Raw genomic sequence first — 22,460 nt, forward strand, 5'->3', positions numbered from 1 at the left:
TAGTTTGTCTCGCACAAACACGGACCAAACCTAAATAACTGAATGTAGGTTTGGAGCAAACCAAAATTTTTAGGAGCAAAAAAATGGTACTAGTAGGTCGTCAAGCCCCTGACTTTACTGCAGCAGCTGTTCTAGGTAACGGCGAAATCGTTGAAAACTTCAACTTTGCAGAATTCACTAAAGGTAAGAAAGCAGTAGTATTCTTCTACCCACTAGATTTCACTTTCGTTTGCCCATCTGAGCTAATCGCATTCGACAACCGTCTAGCTGATTTCCAAGCTAAAGGTGTTGAAGTAATCGGTGTTTCTATCGATTCTCAGTTCTCTCACAACGCATGGCGTAACACTGCTATCGAAGATGGCGGTATCGGTCAAGTTAAATACCCTCTAGTTGCTGACGTTAAGCACGAAATCTGTAAAGCGTACGATGTAGAGCACCCAGAAGCAGGCGTTGCTTTCCGTGGTTCTTTCCTAATCGACGAAGACGGTCTTGTACGTCACCAAGTAGTTAACGATCTACCTCTAGGTCGTAACATCGACGAAATGCTACGCATGGTTGATGCACTAAACTTCCACCAGAAGCACGGCGAAGTATGTCCTGCACAATGGGAAGAAGGTAAAGCAGGTATGGACGCATCTCCAAAAGGTGTTGCAGCGTTCCTATCTGAGCACGCAGACGACCTAAGCAAGTAATAGACACTGCCGCCCAAGCTCAATGGGTGTGTTGGTTGGATGTATATATAAAGCAAAAAGCTATAGCGGAAAAACCGCAAACGCCAATCAGTCTAAGTAAAGTCATAAAAAAGCCCAGAGTTCGCTCTGGGCTTTCTTTTTATCTGCATTTTTGAAAAGCAAAAGAGGCAAGCATCACGTAAAAAGTTTACCTCTATTTCCCTCGGTCTTAGTACAGATTCTCCCCTTTCGTCCTGCTAGTATTTGCTGTAATTACAATAATTCAGGACAACCTCGTGAACACTCAACTTGAAGTCTGTATTGATAACATTGAATCTCTCCACAACGCGATTGCCGGTGGTGCAACCCGCATCGAACTCTGCTCTTCACTTGCTTTGGGTGGCTTAACGCCAAGCTATGGCTTTATGCAGCAAGCCGCTAAACGCTCTACTATTCCGGTTTACGCGATGATTCGCCCTCGCCAAGGCGACTTCTTCTACAGTGAGGAAGAAATCGAAATGATGCGTTGGGATATTGAAGCCGCTAAACAAGCAGGCTTGAACGGTGTCGTGCTCGGCGTGCTCACTCAAGACGGTGACATTCATATGCCGTACGCAACTGCACTGTGTGAATTTGCTCAAGCGCTTGGCTTAGGCGTGACTTTTCATCGTGCCTTTGACCAGTGTCGTGACGCTGAAAAAGCGTTAGAAGAAGTGATCAGTTTAGGCTGTGAGCGTATTTTGACTTCCGGCCTAGCACCTTCTGCACCGCAAGGTATCGATGTGCTTAAAGCCTTAGTTGAACAAGCACAAGGACGTATTGCGATCATGGCGGGCGCCGGTGTGAATGCAGACAATGTTGGTCAGATCGTTGAACAAGCCAAAGTCACCGAAGTGCATTTATCGGGCAAGACAACTCGCCCTAGTCACATGACCTTTATTGCCGAGCAAAGCAAAATGGGCGCTGCCGATGTGGATGATTTTTCGATTCCTGTCACCAACACCGATGCTATCGCGAACATGGTAACAGCTCTCAATTAAGCGCTTTCAAATCCCGTCTTTAGTTATTGAGTGCTAACATATTGATAACTAAGGACGGGAGGAAACATGGCGAAACTAAAGAAAAAGGAATACGAAGAAGCACTAGAACAGCTGCAAATTGAATTAGTTAAGCTCCAAGAGTGGGTCAAACACAAAGGGCTTAAAGTCGTGGTACTGTTTGAAGGACGCGACGCCGCTGGCAAAGGTGGTACTATCAAGCGCATCACTGAAAAACTCAACCCTCGAGTCTGCCGTATCGCAGCCCTTCCCGCCCCAACAGAAAAAGAAAAAACACAATGGTACTTTCAGCGCTACGTGGCACACCTGCCTGCTGCTGGGGAAATAGTGTTGTTTGATCGCAGTTGGTACAACCGTGCCGGCGTAGAAAAAGTCATGGGCTTTTGTACCCCAGACCAATATGAAGAGTTTCTCCGCTCTTGCCCAGAGTTTGAACGCATGCTGCAACGCTCTGGCATCATCTTAATTAAGTACTGGTTTTCGGTCTCCGATGAAGAGCAAGAAAAGCGTTTTCTAGAACGTATCAATACCCCAATCAAACGCTGGAAGTTCAGCCCAATGGATTTGGAATCACGTAATCGCTGGGCAGAATATTCAGAGGCAAAAGACAAAATGTTTGCTTACACAGACACTAAACACTGTCCTTGGTGGGTAGTGCCTTCTGATGATAAAAAGAAAGCACGTTTGAATTGTATCAGCCACTTGCTCAGCCAAGTAGAATACGAAGAGCTCGAACATCCGGTAATTGAACTGCCAGAACTGAACAAAGAAGGGTATGTTCGTGCACCTATCGACGATCAAACCTTCGTACCCGATAAATATTAGAGATGTACCATGGCGAAAGACCTGTTTCACACCCTTGACCTGAATCTGCTCAAGACCTTTATGATTTTGATGCAAGAGAAGAACATGCGTAAAGCCTCTCAGCGCTTGTTCGTCTCTCAACCTGCTATCAGTCAAGCGCTACAAAAGCTGCGTAATCACTTCGATGACGAGCTGTTTGTAAAAGTAAAAACAGGTCTTGAACCGACACCTTTCGCCGAATCTCTCGCCAACGATATTACGCCGCACCTCGATGGTTTAGCTGCCGCAGTTAATCGCTCTCATCAATTTGATCCTGCCGAAGTGGACAACAAAATCCGAATTGCATTGGCACCAATTACGATGACTTGCTTGCCCGGTTTCCTCTTCGAACAAATGAGAGCGTTAGCCCCTAACGCTCAACTTGAACTAGTTGGTTGGTCGAACAGTACGGTTGATGAGATCTTGAAAGGTGAAACACTGATGGGAGTAAATTACGAGTTACTGCTAACCAATAAAGAGATCTACACGCCGAAGCTACTGGATTTAAAAGGGCGTATTTTTGTCCGCGAAGCTCACCCAATCACCAAACCTCATGTTGAACCGCATGATCTTGGCGGATACCCAATTGCTTCTTTGATTTCCCCAGGGTGGAACGACAAGTTCAGTTACGCGTCTGAGCTTCTAACCGAAATGGGCGTTGAACACAGCATTGGATTTCGCTCAGAAATGGTCTCTGCAATACTTGATGTCGTCAAACACACCGATATGTATTTACCCCACTCCAATTTACTTCCGGTTGAGCAATTTCCGGGATTAAGAGCCGTTGACGTCACGATTGATGGACAACCACAAATGAAGTCTATTCACGCTCATATGCATGTGAGAAACCGCAATAATCCACTCGTCAGTTGGCTCGTTGGCCTTATCCAACAAGGTTTAACAATACAAGCTAACAAGCCTTAACCTGATAAGAAATTATTATCACCAAAATAATTAGACCTACTTAGTCATAAAAAATACTTCTCAATAAGATAGCCCTGCTTCAAAGGGAATTTAGAAAGAGCGATTGCTTACAGTAAGGATGCTGTTCCTCGTTTACTTATTGAGAGTTCAGACATGACAAATAAACTTGTAAAGCTTACTGCTGCTAGTGCCCTTCTTGCTTCTTTCAGCTCATTCGCAGGCCACATTCCAGATCGCCCAAACCCAGGCACTCCAACCAACCCAATTCAAGGTGTACCAGAGCAACCGGTTCTGCCTGAAGTTGATAATGGTGTTCCTGGTGTGCCAGATCGTCCACGCCCAGATTTATCGCCAACACCACCAATTGAAGCGGCACCTGAACATCCAACGCTTCCAGAAGTAGATAATGGCGTACCTCATGTTCCAGACCGCCCAACGCCACAACTGCCATCAAACCCTATCGAAAATAATCCGACGGATGATCGTCTTAACCATTTAGAAGGCTTAGCAGCAGAATACGATTACCGCCTAAACCAACAAGCAGAGCAAATGGATGGTATCCGCGCAAGTCTACATGCTGTCACCAATGCTCGCCCTTATGCGACTCATGGTGAACTGGCCATCGGTGCAGGTGTTGGCTTCTCAGGTAGCAAAGAAGCGGTCGCGGTTGGCGGTGCCTACGGCCTAACAGACCAAGTTAGTTTATCAGGCACCTTCCACTACGAATCATCGGGTAAGTACTCTTCCTCTGACGTTGCTGGCGGCGTTGGTGTCCAAATCAGCTTTAAGTAAGCACAAGTTCATTCAGTAAGTCCATTTGCCAAGGAAGGCATCTTTTTAGGTAGAACTATGAAACGCACCCTCTCTCTTATTGCCCTGATTATCACGCCGCTTTCAGTCCAAGCTTCTGGTGTATTTATTTCTCCAGAAGTGAAAGTTGGCTCGTTTCGTGGCGCTGGTATTCAATTTGGCACGAATGATGTCGCTGGCTTTGATGCGCTCTATTTTGATTACTCTCGAGTGACCTACACCAGTGGAAACTTTGACGAAACCATCGATGCCTATCGCGTTGGTTTTCAACACATGTTTGACCACCAGCCACAAATGGGCTTTCAAGCCAGTCTTGGTATAGCCAGTTATGATGGGACTTACAGAGAAGAGAAAAGAGATACTACAGGATTGAGCATCGGTGGTGCTTATGTGTATCAGGTGAATCCGATTCTCTCAGTCAGGGCGGGAGCGGATTTGGATATCTTTAAAGACGACAAAACCCACACGTTTACCGATACGGCAATTAATTTCTCTGTGGGTTTTGGTCTGCGGTTATAAGGTTATTTCAGTACGTCATCAATGCTTTGATCACCTAGGTGGCGTACATCTTTCCCTTTCACGAAGTAGATAATGTATTCACAGATGTTCTGGCAACGGTCACCCACGCGTTCAATGGCACGCGCCGACCACATCACTTGCAGAATGTGTGGGATGTTTTTCGGATCTTCCATCATGTAAGTCATCAGCTGACGAATCACCGCTTCGTATTCCGCATCCAACTTATCATCAAGCTTGTGCACTTCTGCTGCTGCTTCGACATCCATGCGCGCAAAGGCATCGAGCACTTGGTGAAGCATTTGGATTGCTTGCCGACATAAAGGCTCTAACGATACTTGGAATTGGCGCTCTTTTGATGATGGGCTTTCAATCGCCACGTAGGCAATACGCGTTGCAACATCACCAATGCGCTCAAGATCGGTAATGGTCTTAATGATAGCCATGATCAAGCGTAAATCTTTTGCCGTAGGCTGACGCTTAGCGATGATGCGAGTACAAGCGTCATCAATCGACACTTCCATCGCGTTGACTTTGTGATCATCACGCACAACTTTACGCGCCAGTTCGATGTCTTCCTTATGCAAGGCCTGAATAGCATACGACAACTGCTGTTCTACCAAGCCTCCCATGGTAAGTACATGGGTACGAATCGATTCTAGCTCTACGTTAAATTGTCCTGAGATGTGACGTCCAAAGTGCATGGCTTTCCTTTTAATCCTTGAAAGGTCGCGGCTTAACCGTAACGACCGGTAATGTAATCTTCGGTTTGTTTCTTCATTGGAGAAGTGAAGATCGAATCCGCATCCGAGTATTCAATCAACTTACCCATATGAATGAACGCAGTGTGGTCACTGACACGCGCCGCTTGCTGCATGTTATGGGTAACGATAACCACAGTATATTGAGTCTTGAGCTCGTTGATAAGCTCTTCAATAGTTAAAGTTGAGATTGGATCCAAAGCCGATGTTGGTTCATCCAATAATAGTACTTCTGGCTCAATCGCGACGGCGCGAGCAATCACTAAACGTTGTTGCTGACCGCCAGAAAGTCCAAATGCATTTTCATGTAGACGATCTTTTACTTCGTCCCATAATGCCGCAGAACGCAGTGAACGCTCGACCGCATCGTCCAACATGCGACTGTTCTTCACACCTTGTAAACGAAGACCGTAAACCACGTTTTCGTAAATCGACTTAGGGAATGGGTTTGGGCGCTGGAATACCATGCCTACTCGGCGACGCAGCGTGGCAACATCCACACTTGGGTTATACACATTCTTACCGTGCAAACGTACTTTTCCCGTCACCTTACAACCTTCGACTAAATCGTTCATTCGGTTGATACAGCGCAGCAATGTGGATTTACCACAGCCGGACGGTCCGATGAATGCTGTTACGCGCCCCTTTGGAATACGCATGGAAATATCGTGCAGCGCCTGAGCCTGACCATAGAAAAGATTAAGGTTCTCAATCGAGATAGCCGTTTGTTCATCCGTCAGGTTGTGCACATCCAATGGCGGCTCATAACCTAATGTATTATCAAAGTTAAACATGCTTAATCTTGTCCTAAAGTTCGGTATTTCTCTCGCAGATTATTACGAATACTGATTGCTGTTAAGTTTAGTCCGACAATAACCGTCACGAGTAAGAAGGAAGTCGCGTAAACCAACGGACGCGCAGCTTCGATATTCGAGGTCTGGAATCCAACATCGTAAATGTGGAAGCCTAGGTGCATGAACTTTCTATCCAAATGCACATAAGGGAATTGCCCATCCACCGGCAAGCTCGAAGCTAATTTCACGACCCCCACCAGCATCAATGGTGCTACCTCACCCGCAGCGCGAGCAATCGCAAGAATCAAACCAGTGATTATCGCAGGGGTTGCCATAGGCAAAACCACACGCCACAAGGTCTCAAACTGTGTTGCACCTAAGGCTAACGAGCCATGACGAACGGAACTCGGAATACGGGTTAAACCTTCTTCTGTGGTAACAATCACCACCGGTAGCGTCAAGACCGCTAGCGTCAGTGCAGACCACAACAAGCCCGGCGTACCAAAGGTTGGAGCGGGTAATCGCTCGGCATAAAACAAGTTATCGATTGAGGCACCAATGGTATAAACAAAAAAGCCCAAACCAAATACGCCGTAAACGATAGAAGGAACACCGGCAAGGTTAATCACCGCAATACGGATCACCCGAGTTAGGGCATTGTTCTTAGCGTATTCATGCAAATAAATCGCCGCAACCACACCCAATGGCATCACGATGATCGACATGATGATAACCAAGAAAACCGTACCGAAAATCGCTGGGAAAACACCACCTTCAGAGTTCGATTCACGAGGGTCTTCGGATAAGAACTTCCAAACCTGTTTTCCCCAATGGGCAACCTTTTCAGGCAGTGACATTTGGTTTGGATACCAGTAGTCCAAAATGTCTTCTAATGGAATCGAAACTTGAGTCCCAGTCATGTCTTCGACAATCAGCGCATAATCAGAGAAGCCCAAGCGCAGCCCGTCAAGTTGCATGTCTAGCTTGGCTAACTCAGCTTCAATTTCTGCCTTACGCTTGCTGTTGTTTGCTAAAAACTCTTCCGTGATGGTGTCGTTAAGCTCGTGCTTACGTTTGTCTAAGCGAAGCTGCTCTAACTGCCATCCCAAGTCTTTTACTTGGTCATCCACCAGCATGTCGATTTCATGATGCAAGGTTTCGGCATCATCGAGCTTTTGATCCAAAAGCGTTTGAATGTTGTTTTCGTAACGCGTTTTACCATCTTGGAAAGCAACAAACTTACCGAAGAAGTAGCCACCGCTGCTGCGTTCAATCACTGCCCATTCACCCGGCGTCGTTGGATCATCCAACTGCATTCTCAAAACAGAGATAAAGTCCGCTGGGTACAATTCACGGTTGGCAATTTTGATGTTTAGGCGCGTCGCAAACTCTTCATCTTCTGCGAGTTTATCTGCAGCTTCTTTTGGCAGGTAACTTCTTGGCACAAAACTGCGCTCGTATACCTGACCAACCAGAATCGAGTTTTCATGCAACACTTCGCCCTGCACCGGAGTCAGCGCAGCAACATTCCATTGATATAGTGGCGCAGGCCAGAAGTAAGTAAGCCCCTTCCAGCCAATCAATAGCAATAAGCCGAGGACAGAAAGCAGACTGATGCTTACCGCTCCCCCGGTTAACCAAATCCAAGGTGCGCCAGAACGAATCCAATTTAACACGCTATTACTCGCTCTTTCGTTAACTGATTACAACGCACGATATTTATCTCTTAGTCTTTGACGAACCCATTCCGCCAAGGCGTTCACCGCAAAGGTGAAGACAAACAAAATTAATGCCGATAGGAACAACAATCGGTAGTGCGAACTGCCTACTTCCGACTCTGGCAATTCAACCGCAATGGTCGCCGACAAGCTACGCAAGCCTTCTAGCACGTTCCAATCCATTAATGGCGTATTACCTGTCGCCATTAACACAATCATGGTTTCGCCCACAGCGCGACCAAGTCCCATCATGATTGCCGAGAAAATCCCCGGACTGGCTGTCAGCAGGACCACATAAATCAGCGTTTGCCATGGCGTCGCGCCAAGTGCTAATGAACCATCCGATAAGTGTTTCGGCACAGAGAAAATCGCATCTTCGGCAATGGTGAAAATCGTTGGAATAACCGCAAAGCCCATAGCCAAACCAACCACCAGCGCGTTACGTTGGTCAAAGCCAATACCATGGTCAGTCAGGAACAAACGCATGTCCCCACCAAAGAAGGCTTGTTCAAGCATTGGTGATACCCACACACCCAAACCGATCAACAGCAGAAGCAAAGGCATCAATACCAAAGCATGCCACCCGTTAGGAAGGCGGTTACGTATCGGTTGTGGGATCAGCGCCCATAGACCGCCCATCACCATGGTGCTCAGAGGCAAAACAAACAGCATCACCACGACGGTAATCAAATGGTCTTCCACAATCGGGGCGAACCAAAGTCCGGCAAGGAAACCAATGATAACCGTAGGCAAAGCTTCCATTAACTCGATTGATGGCTTCACCACGCGACGCATACGTGGCGACATAAAGTAAGCGGTATAAATTGCGCCCAGTACAGCCAGTGGTACCGAGAACAACATTGCGAACATCGCCGCCTTGATGGTACCAAACGCAATTGGCACTAAGCTGAATTTCGCCTCGAAGTCATCACTGGCTGAGGTAGATTGCCACACAAATTCTGGCTCTGGATAACCTTCATACCAAACCTTTTGCCATAAGGAGGACAGAGAGACTTCTGGGTACGGGTTATCAACAAACGCGACATTCAATTCGTCGTTTTGCCATGTGATCAGATAGCGCTCGTTATTCGACATTCCTGCCATCACTGGCGCTTGTTTGTAGGCACGTTTAAACAACACCAACTTCTCACTGGTGGTGTAGTGGCTTTGCAGAGTACCGTTGGTGTAAAAGCTGTAGAAACCTTTGCGGTGTGAATCGGGAAGTAAATACTTCAGCTCAGACGCCAACTTAAAGTCACGAATGTGAGTCAAAGTTCGCTGGTCGCCCTGCAACGTATCAAACCATTGCGATACACGACCATCGTTATGTGTAACAAGCAGGGAATACGCCCCAGCCAACAAATCCATCGTTCTCACTGAGTGCTTTTTATCGCCCTGCGTCAGATCGATCACTTCACGCACTGAGAACTTGTTGTCACCTTTCACCAAGACAATCAGCTCTGAACCATTTCGCAAGTAAAGGTTATTGCCATCTGGCGTCAGCAACATTTGGTCTGGCGCATCAAAACCTGAAGAGAAGGTGTAATCATGGGTAACAGGTGATGCATCTAATAGTTGAGGAACTTGCCAACGCGCTTTTATTACGCCACTTTGTGTTTGCCAAACAAGGGTTGGAGCTTGCGTGGAAGTACTAAAAACAAACTTCTTAACTGGATCGGATGCACCTGTCAGTTGCATGTCCATTGAGGTTCGAAACGGCACGACTTCTGGTGGGCGAGTGTTTTCGCGCAGTGTTGCGTTAAATTCCGGTTTGAAGATGTGTGCTTTGCCTTGGTCGTCAACCAAACCATACCAACCTAACCCCGGCGCAGACTGAGAAAATGCCACTGGGTTGTTGGCTATTTGCTGAGTGTACAGCGCAGGTTTGCTGGAATCATCGAGAGGAAGAAAACGCACTTCACCGGATTGGGTTAACACCAGACCGATTTGAGAGTAATCATCAACGGAAATTGCGAGTGGCTTCCCGCTTTGGGTAGCGCGAGCGGCATAATTGGTTTCGATCTCTGCATCAGAAAACAGAGGAATGATCACCATCGCAAGGTAAACAAAGATCAACACAAGAGCAGCAAGAACGCCTACACCACCGGATGTCACTGCAAATCGAACCAAACGATCTTTGATCAATCGTTTTTTATCTTTTTCCTGCAATGAAAACTCGGCTTGTGCCATTGATCTCTCTACCCTTTTTGACTTAGTACTAGAATATGTCGTTAAGATGACAATTATATTACAGATCACATTAAACAACTGAAAAGAATACAACTCTTATGCAGACCGTGTTATGAAATAAATCTGTAACGTAAACCTCATAATGTTCAGGCTCATCTTTTTTTATCCCACAGATGAGTGCGGATTTACTTCATTTTAGGCTAGGTAAGGTTATGAGCGCAGAAAAACTCTATATAGAAAAAGAACTTAGTTGGTTGTCTTTCAACGAGAGAGTATTACAAGAAGCCGCTGATAAAACCGTCCCTCTAATCGAACGTATTCGCTTTCTGGGGATCTTTTCCAATAACTTAGATGAGTTCTACAAGGTTCGCTTTGCAGACGTAAAACGTCGGATCTTGATCAGCCAAGAACGAGGTGGAAGCGATAACTCTAAGCACTTGTTAACTAAGATGCAAACCAAAGCATTGAAGCTTAACGAACAATTTGACGAACTGTACGGTGACTTGATCCGAGAAATGGCGCGACGCCGCATTTTCTTGGTTAATGAAAACCAACTGGATGACACCCAAAAGCGCTGGATCACCAAGTACTTTCGCAAAGAAGTCATGCCACACATCACTCCGCTATTGATTAAAGATGACATCGATGTGTTGCAGTTTCTTAAAGACGAATACGCCTACATTACCGTCGATCTGCGCAAAGACGATCATTCCCAATACGCTTTACTCGAAATCCCAACTGACCACCTACCCCGCTTCGTTATGGTTCCGGAGCAAAAAGGCAAACGTCGCAAGACCATCATTCTGCTCGACAACATCATCCGTTACTGTCTGGATGAGCTGTTTAAAGGCTTCTTCGATTATGACGAGCTAAATGGCTACGCGATGAAGATGACCCGCGATGCCGAATACGATTTACGCCTAGAGATCGAATACAGCTTGCTCGAACAGATGTCTGAAGGAGTAAACCAACGTTTAACTGCCATGCCTGTGCGCTTTGTTTATGAACGTGAAATGCCGCAAGAGATGCTCGATTTCTTGTGTAGCAAACTGCAAATCTCCAACTACGACAGTTTGATTCCCGGTGGTCGTTACCACAACTTTAAAGACTTCATTGGCTTCCCAAATGTTGGTCGTGAGTACCTAGAAAACAAACCCATGCCACCGATGAAGTGTGCGGACTTCGAAGGCTACGCCAACAGTTTCGATGCAATCAAAGCCAAAGACATTTTGCTTTACTACCCTTATCACACCTTTGATCACATCTCTGAACTGGTTCGCCAAGCTTCCTTCGATCCTAAAGTGTTGGCAATTAAGATTAATATCTACCGCGTTGCCAAAGATTCACGCTTGATGAACTCACTGATCGATGCAGTCCACAATGGCAAAAGCGTAACTGTGGTGGTGGAGCTGCAAGCCCGATTTGATGAAGAAGCCAACATCGAGTGGTCAAAAGTTCTCACCGATGCGGGCGTGCACGTTATCTTTGGTGCGCCGGGCTTGAAAATTCACTCAAAACTGCTCCTGATCAGCCGCCGCGAAGAAGGTGAAATCGTACGTTACGCGCATATAGGAACAGGTAACTTCCACGAGAAAACCGCACGCATCTACACCGACTTCGCGCTGCTAACTGCAGATCAAGAAATTACCAATGAAGTCCGTAACGTCTTTGGCTATATCGAGAACCCATATCGTCCAGTAAGGTTTAATCATCTCATCGTTTCACCACGCAATTCGCGTAAACAACTCTATCGTCTGATTGACGGGGAGATTGCCAACGCAAAAGCCGGCAAGAAAGCAGCACTGACGATCAAAGTGAATAACTTGGTCGACAAGGGCATCGTCAATAAACTCTATGGGGCAAGCAATGCCGGGGTGAAAATCAATATGATCATCCGCGGTATGTGTTCACTCGTACCGGGTATTGAGGGCGTGAGCGAGAACATTCGCATCATCAGTATTGTTGACCGCTTCCTTGAGCACCCTCGTGTCGTGATCACCCACAATGATGGCGACCCGCAGGTTTATATCTCATCAGCGGACTGGATGACGCGAAATATCGATCATCGTATTGAAGTTGCCGCTCCGGTTCGTGATCCACGTTTGAAACAGCGCATTATTGATATAACTAACATTCACTTTACCGATACAGTAAAGGCTCGTTTGATAGATAAAGAGATGAGCAACAGCTACGTGCCGCGAGGTAATCGTAAAAAAGTTCGCTCACAAGTTGCCATCTACGACTATCTTAAAAATATAGAGAAGCAAACAAGAAAACAAAAATCAGATGCCTCAAATACTTGAACAAGATGTACGCCATATTGCAGCCATTGACCTTGGGTCGAACAGCTTCCATATGGTGGTGGCGAAAGTTGTTGGAAGTGACCTGCAATTAGTCAGCCGCCATAAACAGCGAGTGCGCTTAGCTGCCGGACTCGATTCAGAGCTCAATCTTAGCCATGCTGCAATGGAGCGAGGTCTTGAGTGCCTCGCGATGTTCTCCGAGCGCTTGCAAGGCTTTGAAGCTTCAAACGTAAGAATTGCAGCCACCCACACCTTAAGGCGCGCTAACAACGCCCACCTCTTTATAAAACGAGCCAAAGAGGTGCTGCCTTTCCCAATTGAAATCATCCCGGGCGAAGAGGAAGCTCGCCTAATCTATCTCGGCGTTGCGCACACTCAAGCGGAGTCTAACTCCAAACTGGTCGTCGATATCGGTGGCGGCAGCACCGAGATGATCATTGGTCAAGAGTTTGAGCCAGAGCTTCTCAACAGTAAGCAAATGGGCTGTGTGAGTTTTACCGAGCAGTTCTTCAATAATGGCAAACTGTCGCGCAAGAACTTCAGCAAAGCGATTCTCGCAGCAGAGCAGCGCATGGAATCCATTGCTGCAAAATACCGCAAGAAAGGCTGGGATATTGCCCTCGGCTCTTCAGGTACGATTAAAGCGATTCGCGAAGTGTTGATTGGTTTAGGCCATGAAGATGGGCTGATCACCAATAAGCGTTTGGGTAAGCTCATCGATACATTGTGCGAATTTGAGTCCATTGATGATATTGAACTAGTTGGTCTGACCGACGAGCGTAAGCCAGTCTTTGCCGCTGGTGTGGCTATTTTGTCTGCCATCTTCCAATCACTAAAAATCAACCAGATGTTCTTCTCGGATGGCGCATTGCGTGAAGGTCTGCTCTATGAGATGGAAGAGCGTTTCGCTCGTTCTGATATTCGTATGCGCACCACAGAAAACCTAGCAAAACAACATCGCGTTGATATCGAACACGCTGCACGCGTAAAAGGTCATGCAAGAGAGATGCTGTGCAATGTTCGTTCTGAACTAGGTATCAAGAAGAAAAGTGAGCTGTTTGATTTACTGGAATGGGCGGCTTTGCTGCATGAAGTCGGCTTGAGCATCAGTCTGCGTGGTTTCCATCGTCACTCATTCTACATTCTACTGCACTCAAACTTGCCCGGCTTTAACCGTGAACAGCAACTGGTGTTAGCGACCTTAGCTCGCTTCCAACGTAAGTCCCTCAAGTTGAATGAGTTCCCAGAGTTTAACCTCTACAAAGAGAGTGACATCATCAACTTAATTAAGATTCTGCGTCTAGCAATTGTGGTCAACGGCCAACGTAATGATGACCCGCTACCAGAGCTGACATTATCGATAGAAGAAGATAAGTGGGTACTTACCAGCGTAGAAGAAGATTGGTTAGAGAATAACAAACTGCTCGATGCCGATTTGCAGGAAGAGCAGCAACGCTGGGAAAGCGCAGGATGGACATTGAGCTTCTAACTACGAACTCAATGAGATAAAGAAAAAGGTCGGCTTACAAACCGACCTTTTTTAATTCCTCTGCAGCGAAATCGGCAGTAATAGGAACATAACCGCCTTTCGCAACTAGCGCTTGCCCTTGGGCTGAGAACATAAAGCGAATGAATTCAGCTTCAATTGGGCTTAACGGATAATCCGGATGTTTATTCACGTATACATAGAGGTAGCGCGATAGTGGGTACTTACCTGAAATGATATTTTCACGCACAGGGCTAACGTAATCTGTGCCAGTTTTCGCAATAGGTACTAAGCGAACACCCGCCACGCGATAGCCTACGCCTGAATAACCTACACCACTGATCGTTGATGCCACAGACTGCACGACTGAAGCAGATCCCGGTTGCTCATTCACACGAGTTTTAAAATCGCCGCCGCACAAGGCATTACTTTTAAAATAACCGTACGTACCTGATACTGAGTTACGCCCGAACAGCTGCAAGTTACGTTTTGCCCACTCAGCTTTGATGCCTAACTCACGCCAGTTGGTGATGAACTCACTTTCTCCGCAGCGTAAAGTCGCGGAAAACATCGCATCCAACTGATGGAAATTAAGCCCTTTGATCGGGTTATCTTGATGCACAAAAATACCAATCGCATCAATCGCAACACGAAGAGCCGTTGGTTTGTAACCATGCACCCGCTCAAACGCTTCGATCTCACGCATACGCATAGAGCGACTCATTGGCCCGAATTGCGCAGTTTGTTCTGTTAACGCCGGCGGCGCAGTCGATGAGCCAGACGCTTGTACCTGAGCATTAATGTTCGGATAGATAGATTTAAACTCTTCCACCCAAAGCGTGGTCATGCCCGCTAACGTATCCGAGCCGACAGACAATAAGTTGCCCGCAATACCCGTTGTCTTTTGATAATTCGGCAGCGGTTTATCTTGTGCAGTAGCCACGCAGGAAAGCATCAACGTGGCTAAAGTGATCTTCTTAATAGCTTTGGATACAACACTCATTACTTCACCACCAAACGACTTGGTAGGATGAAGGAGAACTTACTGCCGACACCAACTTCACTGTAAATTTCGAGATGAGAGTCATGGTGGCTCAACGCGTGCTTCACGATGGCTAAGCCAAGACCACTGCCGCCGGTATCTCGTGAGCGGGCTTTATCGACGCGATAGAAACGCTCGGTCAATCGGTGTAAGTGTTGCGGCTCAATACCATCACCGCTGTCTTCAACCTCTAGACAAGCACCTTGTGCAGTTTGATACCAACGTACGTTAATGTGTGCTCCGGGTGGTGTGTATTTCACCGCATTGTACACCAAGTTAGAGATCGCACTACGTAGTTGGTCATCATCGCCGAGCACGCGCAGGCTAGAATCAACATCGAACTTCAACTGATGTTGATCATCGCCACTTAAGCTTACCGCTTCCTTCTCTAGCACTTCTAACATGCTAGGAACATTGACCACATCTTCCAACTCATGCATTGGTGCCGCTTCAATCTTAGACAGCGTCAGAAGCTGATTCACCAAGCTGTTCATGCGGTTGAGCTGCTCTGTCATCACCCCATGCGCTTTCGTCCACATTGGACCAACAATCATGTCTGGATCTTCCGTCATCTCAAGGTAGCCTTGCAGTACCGTCATCGGTGTACGAAGCTCATGAGATACGTTAGCGAAGAAGTTACGACGCATACCTTCAAGCTGTTTAAGTTGGCTCACATCACGCACCACCATCAGGTGTTCCCCTTCGGTGTAAGGTACGATACGCAGTTCCAACATTCGCTCGACATTCAATGGTGAGCGCATTTCTAGCGGCTCTGAGAAGTCCTGTTTATTGATGTACTTAATAAAGTCTGGAGTACGGATGAGGTTAGAAATAGGTTGCCCAGAATCTTCCGGCCAGTGGAAACCCAAAAGGTGTTGCGCGAGCTTGTTACACCATACGATGTTACCTTCAGCACGAAACACCACCACCGCATCCGGCAGCGATTCAGCACCATTACGGAAACGGCGAATCAAATTGGTAAGCTCTTTACGCTTACGACGCTGACGTTGTTGTAAGCGGTATAAACCGTTGAATAACGATTCCCAGTTGCCACTACCTGACGGTGGCGTAAGACGCTTTTCATCCCACAACCAAGCCGACAAGCGCACCTGATTGTGCAAATGCCATACAAGTTGCAAAGCCGTGGCCGCCAAAAGCAACCACGGCATATAACCGAATATCCAACCTATTATCACCCAGGGGGTGTAAAAAAAAGCCAGCTCCCAGGCCAGCTTTTTCCAAGTTAATCTTTCAACCACTCATTACTCCAGAAATGGTATTGATAAGCTGCTAGCGATGTTATGCCTTCGTCGAAAAACGGTATCCTGCGCCACGAACGGTTTGGATGAGTTTGTCGTGACCTGCCGCCTCAAGCGCTTTACGCAGACGACGAATATGTACGTCAACGGTACGGTCTTCTACATACACGTTGGTGCCCCAAACGTTGTTTAGCAGTTGTTCACGACTGTAAACACGCTCTTGGTGTGTCATGAAGAAGTGCAGCATTTTGAACTCTGTTGGTCCCATATCAACCGCTTCATCATTTGCAGTCACGCGGTGAGAAACAGGATCCAATTTCAGACCTTGTACATCAATCACATCTTCAAGCGCAGTCGGTGTTACGCGGCGAATAACGGCTTTAAGGCGAGCAACCAACTCTTTTGGTGAGAAAGGTTTGGTGATGTAGTCATCCGCGCCAACTTCTAAGCCACGAACCTTGTCTTCTTCTTCACCACGAGCTGTCAGCATTACAACGGGAATGTTGCGAGTTAACTCTTCGCGCTTCATGTGTTTGATGAAGTTAATACCACTGCCACCTGGTAGCATCCAGTCTAGTAGCACTAAATCCGGGAAGGGTTCAGCCAGCTTGGTTACCGCAGAGTCGTAATCTTCTGCTTCTACTGCTTGATAACCTTTCTGTTCAAGCACGAAGCATAGCATTTCGCGAATCGGAGCTTCGTCTTCAACAACCAGAATCCTTCTAGACATAATTGAATAACCTTATGTTAGTTGAGCTAATGAATTTAAAGGACAAAGCGCCCCTCTATGCATAAGCATTATTACTACCAATTATGACACTTTTGTGACCTTTGAAAACAAATTTTCATATAACTTTCTTTTGAGATTCATCATGATCTTTTTCAATTCAATTAGGACAACGCCGGGAAAATTCCCTATGATTAGTCCCTTGTCATCAAGCCTAGAGAAGATTTATGTGGTTTAAAAACTGTCTGGTATACCGCGTTAACCGCGAGGTTAACTTCAACGCCGATCAACTGGAAACTCAACTAGCCGAGTTCCGATTCACCCCTTGTGGCAGCCAAGATAAACAAAAGTTTGGCTGGGTTAGCGCGATGGGTAGAAATGGCGACATGATGACGCACGTTTCTGAAAACCGCATTCTGATTTGCGCTAAGAAAGAAGAGAAGATGCTGCCTGCTTCAGTGATCAAAGATTCACTAAACGCAAAAGTAGAAGCAATGGAAGCACAAGAAGGTCGTCCTCTTAAGAAGAAAGAGAAAGACAACCTGAAAGATGACATCGTAATGGACCTACTGCCACGTGCATTCAGCCGCAGCAGCCACACTTACGTACTGATCATGCCAAAAGAAGGCTTCATCCTTGTTGATGCAAGCAGCTACAAGAAAGCAGAAGACGTATTAGCACTATTGCGTAAAACAATGGGTAGCCTACCTGTTGTACCAGCAATCCCTGAAGTTGCGATCGAAACGACCTTAACTGAATGGGTGAAAACCGGTGATACGCCACAAGGCATTTCTATGATGGATGAAGCAGAGCTTAAGTCTGTGCTAGAAGAAGGCGGCGTGATTCGTTGTAAGAAGCAAGAACTGACAACCGATGAAATCCGTAATCACATCGCTGCAGACAAAGTGGTGACGAAGCTAGCACTGAACTGGCAAGATCGTATCGAATTCATCATGGCAGAAGATTCTGGCATCAAACGTCTAAAGTTCTCTGATGAACTAAAAGACCAAAACGATGACATCCCACGCGAAGATCAAGCCGCTCGATTCGACGCAGACTTCTCTCTAATGTGTGGCGAGTTCAGCGCTTTCCTACCAAATCTATACGAAGCATTGGGCGGTCTACCAAACCCTAACGCTTAATTTCGTACAAAGATTAACCATAACGCCCTCACTTTTTTTGAGGGCGTTTGTTTATCTAAACCATAATTCTCCTAGTCACAGGTCACATTTTGACGTAAAATTTGCGCCCCATTTCCATGAGGTGGAATTGGCCTGACTTGTGATCAGATACTAAGAGAATTGAGCAATGACAACAGAGAAAGCATTCGTACCAGAGCTACTGTCTCCTGCAGGTAGCCTTAAAAACATGCGTTACGCATTCGCCTACGGCGCAGATGCAGTATACGCTGGCCAACCTCGCTACAGCCTTCGCGTACGTAACAACGAGTTCAACCACGAAAACCTACAAATCGGTATCAACGAAGCGCATGCCCTAGGCAAAAAGCTTTACGTGGTATGTAACATCCAACCGCACAACTCTAAGCTTAAAACTTTCATCCGTGACCTAAAGCCAGTGGTAGAAATGGGCCCAGACGCACTTATCATGTCTGATCCAGGTCTTATCATGATGGTTCGCGAAGCGTTCCCAGAAATGCCAATTCACCTGTCTGTACAGGCGAACGCAGTAAACTGGGCAACTGTGAAGTTCTGGGCTGCTAACGGTGTTGAGCGTGTGATCGTTTCTCGTGAGCTTTCTCTAGAAGAAATCGAAGAAATTCGCGAGCACTGTCCTGAAACTGAACTAGAAGTTTTCGTTCACGGTGCTCTATGCATGGCTTACTCTGGTCGCTGCCTACTGTCTGGTTACATCAACAAACGTGACCCTAACCAAGGCACTTGCACTAACGCATGCCGTTGGGAATACAAAGTAGAAGAAGGCAAAGAAAACGACGCTGGCCAAATTGTTGAAGCATTCGATCCAAACGAAGCTCAAGCAATCGAAGTCGCTGACGAACGCCCTGAAACGACTATCGGTCGCGGCAAACCAACTGACGAAGTGGTATTGCTTTCTGAAAGTCACCGTCCAGAAGAAAAAATGGCGGCTTTCGAAGACGAGCACGGCACTTACATCATGAACTCGAAAGACCTGCGTGCAATCCAACACGTAGAGCGTCTAACTAAGATGGGTGTTCACTCTCTTAAAATTGAAGGCCGTACTAAGTCTTTCTACTACTGTGCGCGTACGGCTCAGGTTTACCGTAAGGCGATTGATGACGCAGTTGCTGGTCGTCCATTTGATGAAAGCCTAATGGGTACGCTAGAAAGCCTAGCTCACCGTGGTTACACAGAAGGCTTCCTACGTCGTCACACTCACGACAGCTACCAAAACTACGATTACGGCTACTCTGTATCTGATGCTCAGCAGTTCGTTGGTGAATTCACTGGCAAACGTCGTGGTGACATGGCTGAAGTTGAAGTGAAGAACAAGTTCATCGTTGGTGACAGCCTTGAACTAATGACGCCAAAAGGCAACGTAATCTTCACGCTAGAAGCGATGGAAAACCGTAAGTCAGAATCAATTGAAGACGCAAAAGGTAACGGTCACTTCGTATTTATCCCAGTTCCAGAAGACATGGATCTAGAATACGGTCTGTTAATGCGTAACTTAAATGCAGGTCAGGATACCCGTAACCCAACTGGTAAGTAATCATGGCACTACTTATTACCGATAAGTGCATCAACTGTGATATGTGTGACCCAGAGTGCCCTAATGGTGCAATTACTATGGGTGACAGCATTTTCGAAATTGACCCTGCTCTATGTACAGAGTGTAAAGGTCACTACGAAAAACCAACATGTCAGTCAGTGTGTCCAATTACGAAGTGCATTATTACCGACCCAAATCATGTAGAGACTGAAGAGCAATTGCTAGAGAAGTTTGTGATTATTCAAGGGTTAGCGTAATCGAAAGAGGTTCAACTTTGCCGACAAAGTTGAACCTTTTTTTAACCCGATTTTTCGATAGGATAGATATTACAAAACAGCTCTTTCTCGAAGTGATACTCCAAACGAGAACGCCAGTCTGAAGTATTTGAAACAGGCACTAAATAAAAACTTTCCCTGCTAGTGTCAGTAACGAATGCCATTCCATACTGCATTAATTCATAATGAACATCACTAACAAACCCAGGGTCCAAACGCTGCCTACCAGTAAGATGATTGATATCATCTCTCGAAATAGAAACACCCGTATCTTCACCGCTAAATCTGTGTCTCAGCCATCCCGCAAATTCTTTTGCACAAATCATCGTCATGGTCTTGTCCTTGATTTACTCTTCGACGGGCAACAAGCCACTCAGCCCACCTATTAATATTGTCTGCGAAGCCACTTCCATAACCAACTGACAGACACGAAACTAAGCAATCAGAGAGTCGTGCGAATTAGTTCTATTCAAAAACAAAGAAAATGGAATTTACTACCATAAACCACTGTTTCTTAAAAACATTCATACAATGCCCTCTAGATAACTTAGGTTGTTTTTTATACTAATATTATTCACTGTAGACAAAAGTGTGATGATTCTCCAGTTTCATAACCGAGATACGGCAGTACCTTACCCACTCATTTCATCGTAATAAGTGGTGCACACTCGGCAGGAGTGAGCTTTCTATTTTTCTTAGCTGGGGAAGGCGTACTTTTTTTATTTGTCGCTTTTGGGGATGGAGATTTAGGCTTCCAACTTGCGAGTTCTGCACCGCAGCCATCTCCCATAGGAGGTGGAGCTTGATTAACACAGTTCAGACTGGAAGCAGGGCAAGCTAACCGAACATGGAAATGGTAATGATGCCCCCACCAAGGACGAACTTTACGTAACCACGCACGCTCACGACTCGCTTCTTGCTTACACAACTGCTCTTTAATCACTGGATGAACAAAGATTCTAGCGACACGCTCACTTTGAGCAGCACTACGAATAATTTCAAAGTGTCGCTTCTCCCAGCGATGTTCTAGGATCTGGTATTTTTTTAGATCCACAACACTCATTGGCTTCGGCAATTGTAGCTCGTTATAAGATAGTGGCTCATCAGCTAAACGAAGCCATATATCAATGTCTAAGCCAGTTTGATGACTAGAATGACCAGAAGAAAAACGTCCACCGCGAGCTAAGGATAAGTCCCCAATAAGTAACGTTGTGTTGAGATCTTGATTGGCTTTTTTCGCTAACTCTTCAACAAAGCTTATCGTGTGAGGGTGCCCATAGTAACGCTTCGTTTTACTGCGTAAAACCTGATAACCAATACCATCAAGCGGGAGAGGAGAAGCACCATCTAAACAGCCATTAGCATAACTGCCGATAGAGGAGGATGTGTTATTTGTGGGACCAGAGACCTGCTCCCACGGAGTAGCATAAAGAGAAGCTGAGAATAGAAAACTTAAACAAAAAGAAAGACTCAGCTTCATCACGCTCATTCCTTAATAGTGGTCACCATTATCATAGTAGCCTTTAGGAGAGAGTGCAGAGAAAATTACCGCAACATCGATATCTTCACCGACAATACCACGAACTTGCTCAGTAATCGCTTTAGCCACTTTATTCTGAGTCTCTTGCCCACGGTCAAACCACAACACCTCAACAAAAGGATAAGCAGCACTTACTTCACCTTCGCTAAAAAATGTACTGTAGATGTATTCGAAAGTGAAATCTTCACGAGGACAATCCATTAATGGTTGCAGTTCATCGGTAAGAGGTTTTGATAGCGCTTGAACCGTTTGAGGCTCAACAGCTCTAAATCGAAGATGTGGCATAGACTTGCTTCCTAATTATTAGAATTCAGCGCCGATAATAACAGGAACTCGCTCTCTTATCACGCTGAGAGCTTGCAGGCATGCATAAGCCTAAATACCTTAAGGCACACAACTGTTGCTAGGTTACTTGAGAAGAGATGACTCATAGGCCTACGGAGCAGCCTGCACTTCAAATACTTTAAATACCTTCTCTCAGAGAGAAATTTGAAAAGGCCGCAGAAACGAAAAAGCCCCAGCATTGCTGCCGGGACGCGTAGTCTGAGTTTAATATATGACAGGGGTAGACCTGACGATCCAGAGGTTCGACTGAGCTGGCACCCCAGATCCCAACACGCGCTGTTTTGAGTATCAGGGGATCCGTTGCTTTGGTCTTGAGATACAAATACGAAAAAGGCTCTAGTCTTTCGACTAGAGCCTTGAATATGGCAGGGGTGGAGAGATTCGAACTCCCAACACGCGGATTTGGAATCCGCTGCTCTGCCAATTGGAGCTACACCCCTGTTGTTCGTGTTTAATGAGACGACTCTCGAATAAGTGGCGGAGCGGACG

The 22,460-nt window shown here is 46.2% G+C and carries 21 protein-coding genes and 1 tRNA gene; 11 read left to right on the plus strand and 11 right to left on the minus strand.

Annotated elements, in window-relative coordinates; genetic code table 11:
* Positions 1 to 83 precede the first annotated feature (83 nt).
* The 6 genes from H735_RS24080 (at position 84) to H735_RS24105 (ending at position 4,825) form a co-directional block, all read left to right on the plus strand.
* Positions 84 to 692 (plus strand): peroxiredoxin C, encoded by a 609-nt coding sequence (locus tag H735_RS24080; protein ID WP_005424820.1) that lies wholly within the window; start codon positions 84 to 86, stop codon positions 690 to 692.
* A gap of 275 nt (positions 693 to 967) precedes the next feature.
* Complete coding sequence (locus H735_RS24085; protein ID WP_020194978.1) at positions 968 to 1,711, plus strand: copper homeostasis protein CutC; 744 nt, start codon at positions 968 to 970, stop codon at positions 1,709 to 1,711.
* A gap of 66 nt (positions 1,712 to 1,777) precedes the next feature.
* Positions 1,778 to 2,554, plus strand: coding sequence for a polyphosphate kinase 2 (ppk2, locus tag H735_RS24090; RefSeq protein WP_020194977.1), 777 nt, complete (start codon positions 1,778 to 1,780; stop codon positions 2,552 to 2,554).
* 9 nt (positions 2,555 to 2,563) lie between these two features.
* Positions 2,564 to 3,496 carry a LysR family transcriptional regulator gene (locus tag H735_RS24095; protein WP_020194976.1) on the plus strand — a complete coding sequence of 311 codons (933 nt, stop codon included), beginning with the start codon at positions 2,564 to 2,566 and terminating at the stop codon, positions 3,494 to 3,496.
* A gap of 153 nt (positions 3,497 to 3,649) precedes the next feature.
* On the plus strand, positions 3,650 to 4,288 hold the full coding sequence (locus tag H735_RS24100; protein WP_020194975.1) for a YadA C-terminal domain-containing protein: 639 nt from the start codon (positions 3,650 to 3,652) through the stop codon (positions 4,286 to 4,288).
* A gap of 57 nt (positions 4,289 to 4,345) precedes the next feature.
* Positions 4,346 to 4,825, plus strand: a complete 480-nt coding sequence (locus H735_RS24105) for a hypothetical protein (RefSeq protein WP_020194974.1) — start codon at positions 4,346 to 4,348, stop codon at positions 4,823 to 4,825.
* 2 nt (positions 4,826 to 4,827) lie between these two features.
* On the opposite strand, the gene phoU is transcribed toward H735_RS24105, so the two are convergent.
* The 4 genes from phoU to H735_RS24125 are packed head-to-tail and all read right to left on the minus strand — an operon-like array spanning position 4,828 to position 10,285.
* Entirely contained in the window at positions 4,828 to 5,526 is a 699-nt protein-coding gene (gene phoU / locus H735_RS24110) for a phosphate signaling complex protein PhoU (protein WP_005440349.1), read from the minus strand.
* 32 nt (positions 5,527 to 5,558) lie between these two features.
* Positions 5,559 to 6,377, minus strand: coding sequence for a phosphate ABC transporter ATP-binding protein PstB (gene pstB / locus H735_RS24115; RefSeq protein WP_005424834.1), 819 nt, complete (start codon positions 6,375 to 6,377; stop codon positions 5,559 to 5,561).
* Positions 6,378 to 6,379: 2 nt separating this feature from the next.
* On the minus strand, positions 6,380 to 8,053 hold the full coding sequence (gene pstA / locus H735_RS24120; RefSeq protein ID WP_020194973.1) for a phosphate ABC transporter permease PstA: 1,674 nt from the start codon (positions 8,051 to 8,053) through the stop codon (positions 6,380 to 6,382).
* Positions 8,054 to 8,080: 27 nt separating this feature from the next.
* Positions 8,081 to 10,285 carry an ABC transporter permease subunit gene (locus H735_RS24125; protein ID WP_020194972.1) on the minus strand — a complete coding sequence of 735 codons (2,205 nt, stop codon included), beginning with the start codon at positions 10,283 to 10,285 and terminating at the stop codon, positions 8,081 to 8,083.
* A 212-nt stretch (positions 10,286 to 10,497) separates the two neighbouring features.
* Here H735_RS24125 and ppk1 point away from each other — a divergent pair, with 212 nt between their 5' ends.
* Both ppk1 and ppx read left to right on the plus strand, forming a co-directional pair.
* Entirely contained in the window at positions 10,498 to 12,588 is a 2,091-nt protein-coding gene (ppk1, locus tag H735_RS24130; RefSeq protein ID WP_020194971.1) for a polyphosphate kinase 1, read from the plus strand.
* Positions 12,572 to 14,077, plus strand: coding sequence for an exopolyphosphatase (ppx, locus tag H735_RS24135; RefSeq protein WP_020194970.1), 1,506 nt, complete (start codon positions 12,572 to 12,574; stop codon positions 14,075 to 14,077). Before ppk1 ends, ppx begins: the two co-directional genes overlap by 17 nt.
* Before the next feature lie 34 nt (positions 14,078 to 14,111).
* On the opposite strand, the gene H735_RS24140 is transcribed toward ppx, so the two are convergent.
* Genes H735_RS24140 through phoB form a run of 3 tightly spaced genes read right to left on the minus strand, consistent with a single transcriptional unit; the run spans position 14,112 to position 17,105 of the window.
* A complete protein-coding gene (locus H735_RS24140) occupies positions 14,112 to 15,077 on the minus strand; it encodes a PstS family phosphate ABC transporter substrate-binding protein (protein WP_020194969.1) in 966 nt (321 codons plus the stop codon).
* On the minus strand, positions 15,077 to 16,375 hold the full coding sequence (gene phoR, locus H735_RS24145; protein WP_005445279.1) for a phosphate regulon sensor histidine kinase PhoR: 1,299 nt from the start codon (positions 16,373 to 16,375) through the stop codon (positions 15,077 to 15,079). The genes H735_RS24140 and phoR overlap by 1 nt, the downstream gene beginning before the upstream one ends.
* Positions 16,376 to 16,415: 40 nt before the next feature.
* Positions 16,416 to 17,105 carry a phosphate regulon transcriptional regulator PhoB gene (phoB, locus tag H735_RS24150; protein WP_005424836.1) on the minus strand — a complete coding sequence of 230 codons (690 nt, stop codon included), beginning with the start codon at positions 17,103 to 17,105 and terminating at the stop codon, positions 16,416 to 16,418.
* Positions 17,106 to 17,329: 224 nt separating this feature from the next.
* On the opposite strand from phoB, the gene rdgC reads away from it, so the two are divergent.
* The 3 genes from rdgC (at position 17,330) to H735_RS24165 (ending at position 20,068) form a co-directional block, all read left to right on the plus strand.
* On the plus strand, positions 17,330 to 18,244 hold the full coding sequence (gene rdgC / locus H735_RS24155; RefSeq protein WP_005424813.1) for a recombination-associated protein RdgC: 915 nt from the start codon (positions 17,330 to 17,332) through the stop codon (positions 18,242 to 18,244).
* Positions 18,245 to 18,410: 166 nt separating this feature from the next.
* Positions 18,411 to 19,811, plus strand: coding sequence for a prephenate-dependent tRNA uridine(34) hydroxylase TrhP (trhP, locus tag H735_RS24160; RefSeq protein WP_005440369.1), 1,401 nt, complete (start codon positions 18,411 to 18,413; stop codon positions 19,809 to 19,811).
* A 2-nt stretch (positions 19,812 to 19,813) separates the two neighbouring features.
* Entirely contained in the window at positions 19,814 to 20,068 is a 255-nt protein-coding gene (locus tag H735_RS24165) for a YfhL family 4Fe-4S dicluster ferredoxin (protein ID WP_005445273.1), read from the plus strand.
* A 41-nt stretch (positions 20,069 to 20,109) separates the two neighbouring features.
* Here H735_RS24165 and H735_RS24170 read toward each other — a convergent pair whose 3' ends face one another.
* The 4 genes from H735_RS24170 to H735_RS24185 all read right to left on the minus strand — a co-directional run bounded on the left by H735_RS24170 (position 20,110) and on the right by H735_RS24185 (position 22,411).
* The gene (locus tag H735_RS24170) at positions 20,110 to 20,418 is read right to left on the minus strand and encodes a hypothetical protein (protein WP_020194968.1); all 309 of its coding nucleotides are present in this window, start codon (positions 20,416 to 20,418) and stop codon (positions 20,110 to 20,112) included.
* Between the two features lie 308 nt (positions 20,419 to 20,726).
* The gene (mepA, locus tag H735_RS24175; RefSeq protein ID WP_020194967.1) at positions 20,727 to 21,566 is read right to left on the minus strand and encodes a penicillin-insensitive murein endopeptidase; all 840 of its coding nucleotides are present in this window, start codon (positions 21,564 to 21,566) and stop codon (positions 20,727 to 20,729) included.
* Between the two features lie 12 nt (positions 21,567 to 21,578).
* On the minus strand, positions 21,579 to 21,911 hold the full coding sequence (locus H735_RS24180; RefSeq protein ID WP_009705549.1) for a DUF1904 domain-containing protein: 333 nt from the start codon (positions 21,909 to 21,911) through the stop codon (positions 21,579 to 21,581).
* Positions 21,912 to 22,334: 423 nt separating this feature from the next.
* Positions 22,335 to 22,411, minus strand: a tRNA-Trp gene (locus H735_RS24185).
* Positions 22,412 to 22,460: the final 49 nt, after the last annotated feature.

Source organism: Vibrio owensii CAIM 1854 = LMG 25443, assembly GCF_000817815.1.
In the GTDB taxonomy this organism is placed as follows: domain Bacteria; phylum Pseudomonadota; class Gammaproteobacteria; order Enterobacterales; family Vibrionaceae; genus Vibrio; species Vibrio owensii.

What these genes read in the sequence shown, in the direction of transcription:
- mepA (WP_020194967.1), bottom strand. Translation starts at nt 21,566, where the DNA reads ATGAAGCTGAGTCTTTCTTTTTGTTTAAGTTTTCTATTCTCAGCTTCT.
- H735_RS24080 (WP_005424820.1), top strand. Translation starts at nt 84, where the DNA reads ATGGTACTAGTAGGTCGTCAAGCCCCTGACTTTACTGCAGCAGCTGTT.
- pstB (WP_005424834.1), bottom strand. Translation starts at nt 6,377, where the DNA reads ATGTTTAACTTTGATAATACATTAGGTTATGAGCCGCCATTGGATGTG.
- H735_RS24165 (WP_005445273.1), top strand. Translation starts at nt 19,814, where the DNA reads ATGGCACTACTTATTACCGATAAGTGCATCAACTGTGATATGTGTGAC.
- H735_RS24140 (WP_020194969.1), bottom strand. Translation starts at nt 15,077, where the DNA reads ATGAGTGTTGTATCCAAAGCTATTAAGAAGATCACTTTAGCCACGTTG.
- H735_RS24095 (WP_020194976.1), top strand. Translation starts at nt 2,564, where the DNA reads ATGGCGAAAGACCTGTTTCACACCCTTGACCTGAATCTGCTCAAGACC.
- H735_RS24105 (WP_020194974.1), top strand. Translation starts at nt 4,346, where the DNA reads ATGAAACGCACCCTCTCTCTTATTGCCCTGATTATCACGCCGCTTTCA.
- trhP (WP_005440369.1), top strand. Translation starts at nt 18,411, where the DNA reads ATGACAACAGAGAAAGCATTCGTACCAGAGCTACTGTCTCCTGCAGGT.
- H735_RS24125 (WP_020194972.1), bottom strand. Translation starts at nt 10,285, where the DNA reads ATGGCACAAGCCGAGTTTTCATTGCAGGAAAAAGATAAAAAACGATTG.
- ppk1 (WP_020194971.1), top strand. Translation starts at nt 10,498, where the DNA reads ATGAGCGCAGAAAAACTCTATATAGAAAAAGAACTTAGTTGGTTGTCT.
- H735_RS24100 (WP_020194975.1), top strand. Translation starts at nt 3,650, where the DNA reads ATGACAAATAAACTTGTAAAGCTTACTGCTGCTAGTGCCCTTCTTGCT.
- H735_RS24170 (WP_020194968.1), bottom strand. Translation starts at nt 20,418, where the DNA reads ATGACGATGATTTGTGCAAAAGAATTTGCGGGATGGCTGAGACACAGA.
- H735_RS24180 (WP_009705549.1), bottom strand. Translation starts at nt 21,911, where the DNA reads ATGCCACATCTTCGATTTAGAGCTGTTGAGCCTCAAACGGTTCAAGCG.
- rdgC (WP_005424813.1), top strand. Translation starts at nt 17,330, where the DNA reads ATGTGGTTTAAAAACTGTCTGGTATACCGCGTTAACCGCGAGGTTAAC.
- ppk2 (WP_020194977.1), top strand. Translation starts at nt 1,778, where the DNA reads ATGGCGAAACTAAAGAAAAAGGAATACGAAGAAGCACTAGAACAGCTG.
- phoU (WP_005440349.1), bottom strand. Translation starts at nt 5,526, where the DNA reads ATGCACTTTGGACGTCACATCTCAGGACAATTTAACGTAGAGCTAGAA.
- ppx (WP_020194970.1), top strand. Translation starts at nt 12,572, where the DNA reads ATGCCTCAAATACTTGAACAAGATGTACGCCATATTGCAGCCATTGAC.
- phoB (WP_005424836.1), bottom strand. Translation starts at nt 17,105, where the DNA reads ATGTCTAGAAGGATTCTGGTTGTTGAAGACGAAGCTCCGATTCGCGAA.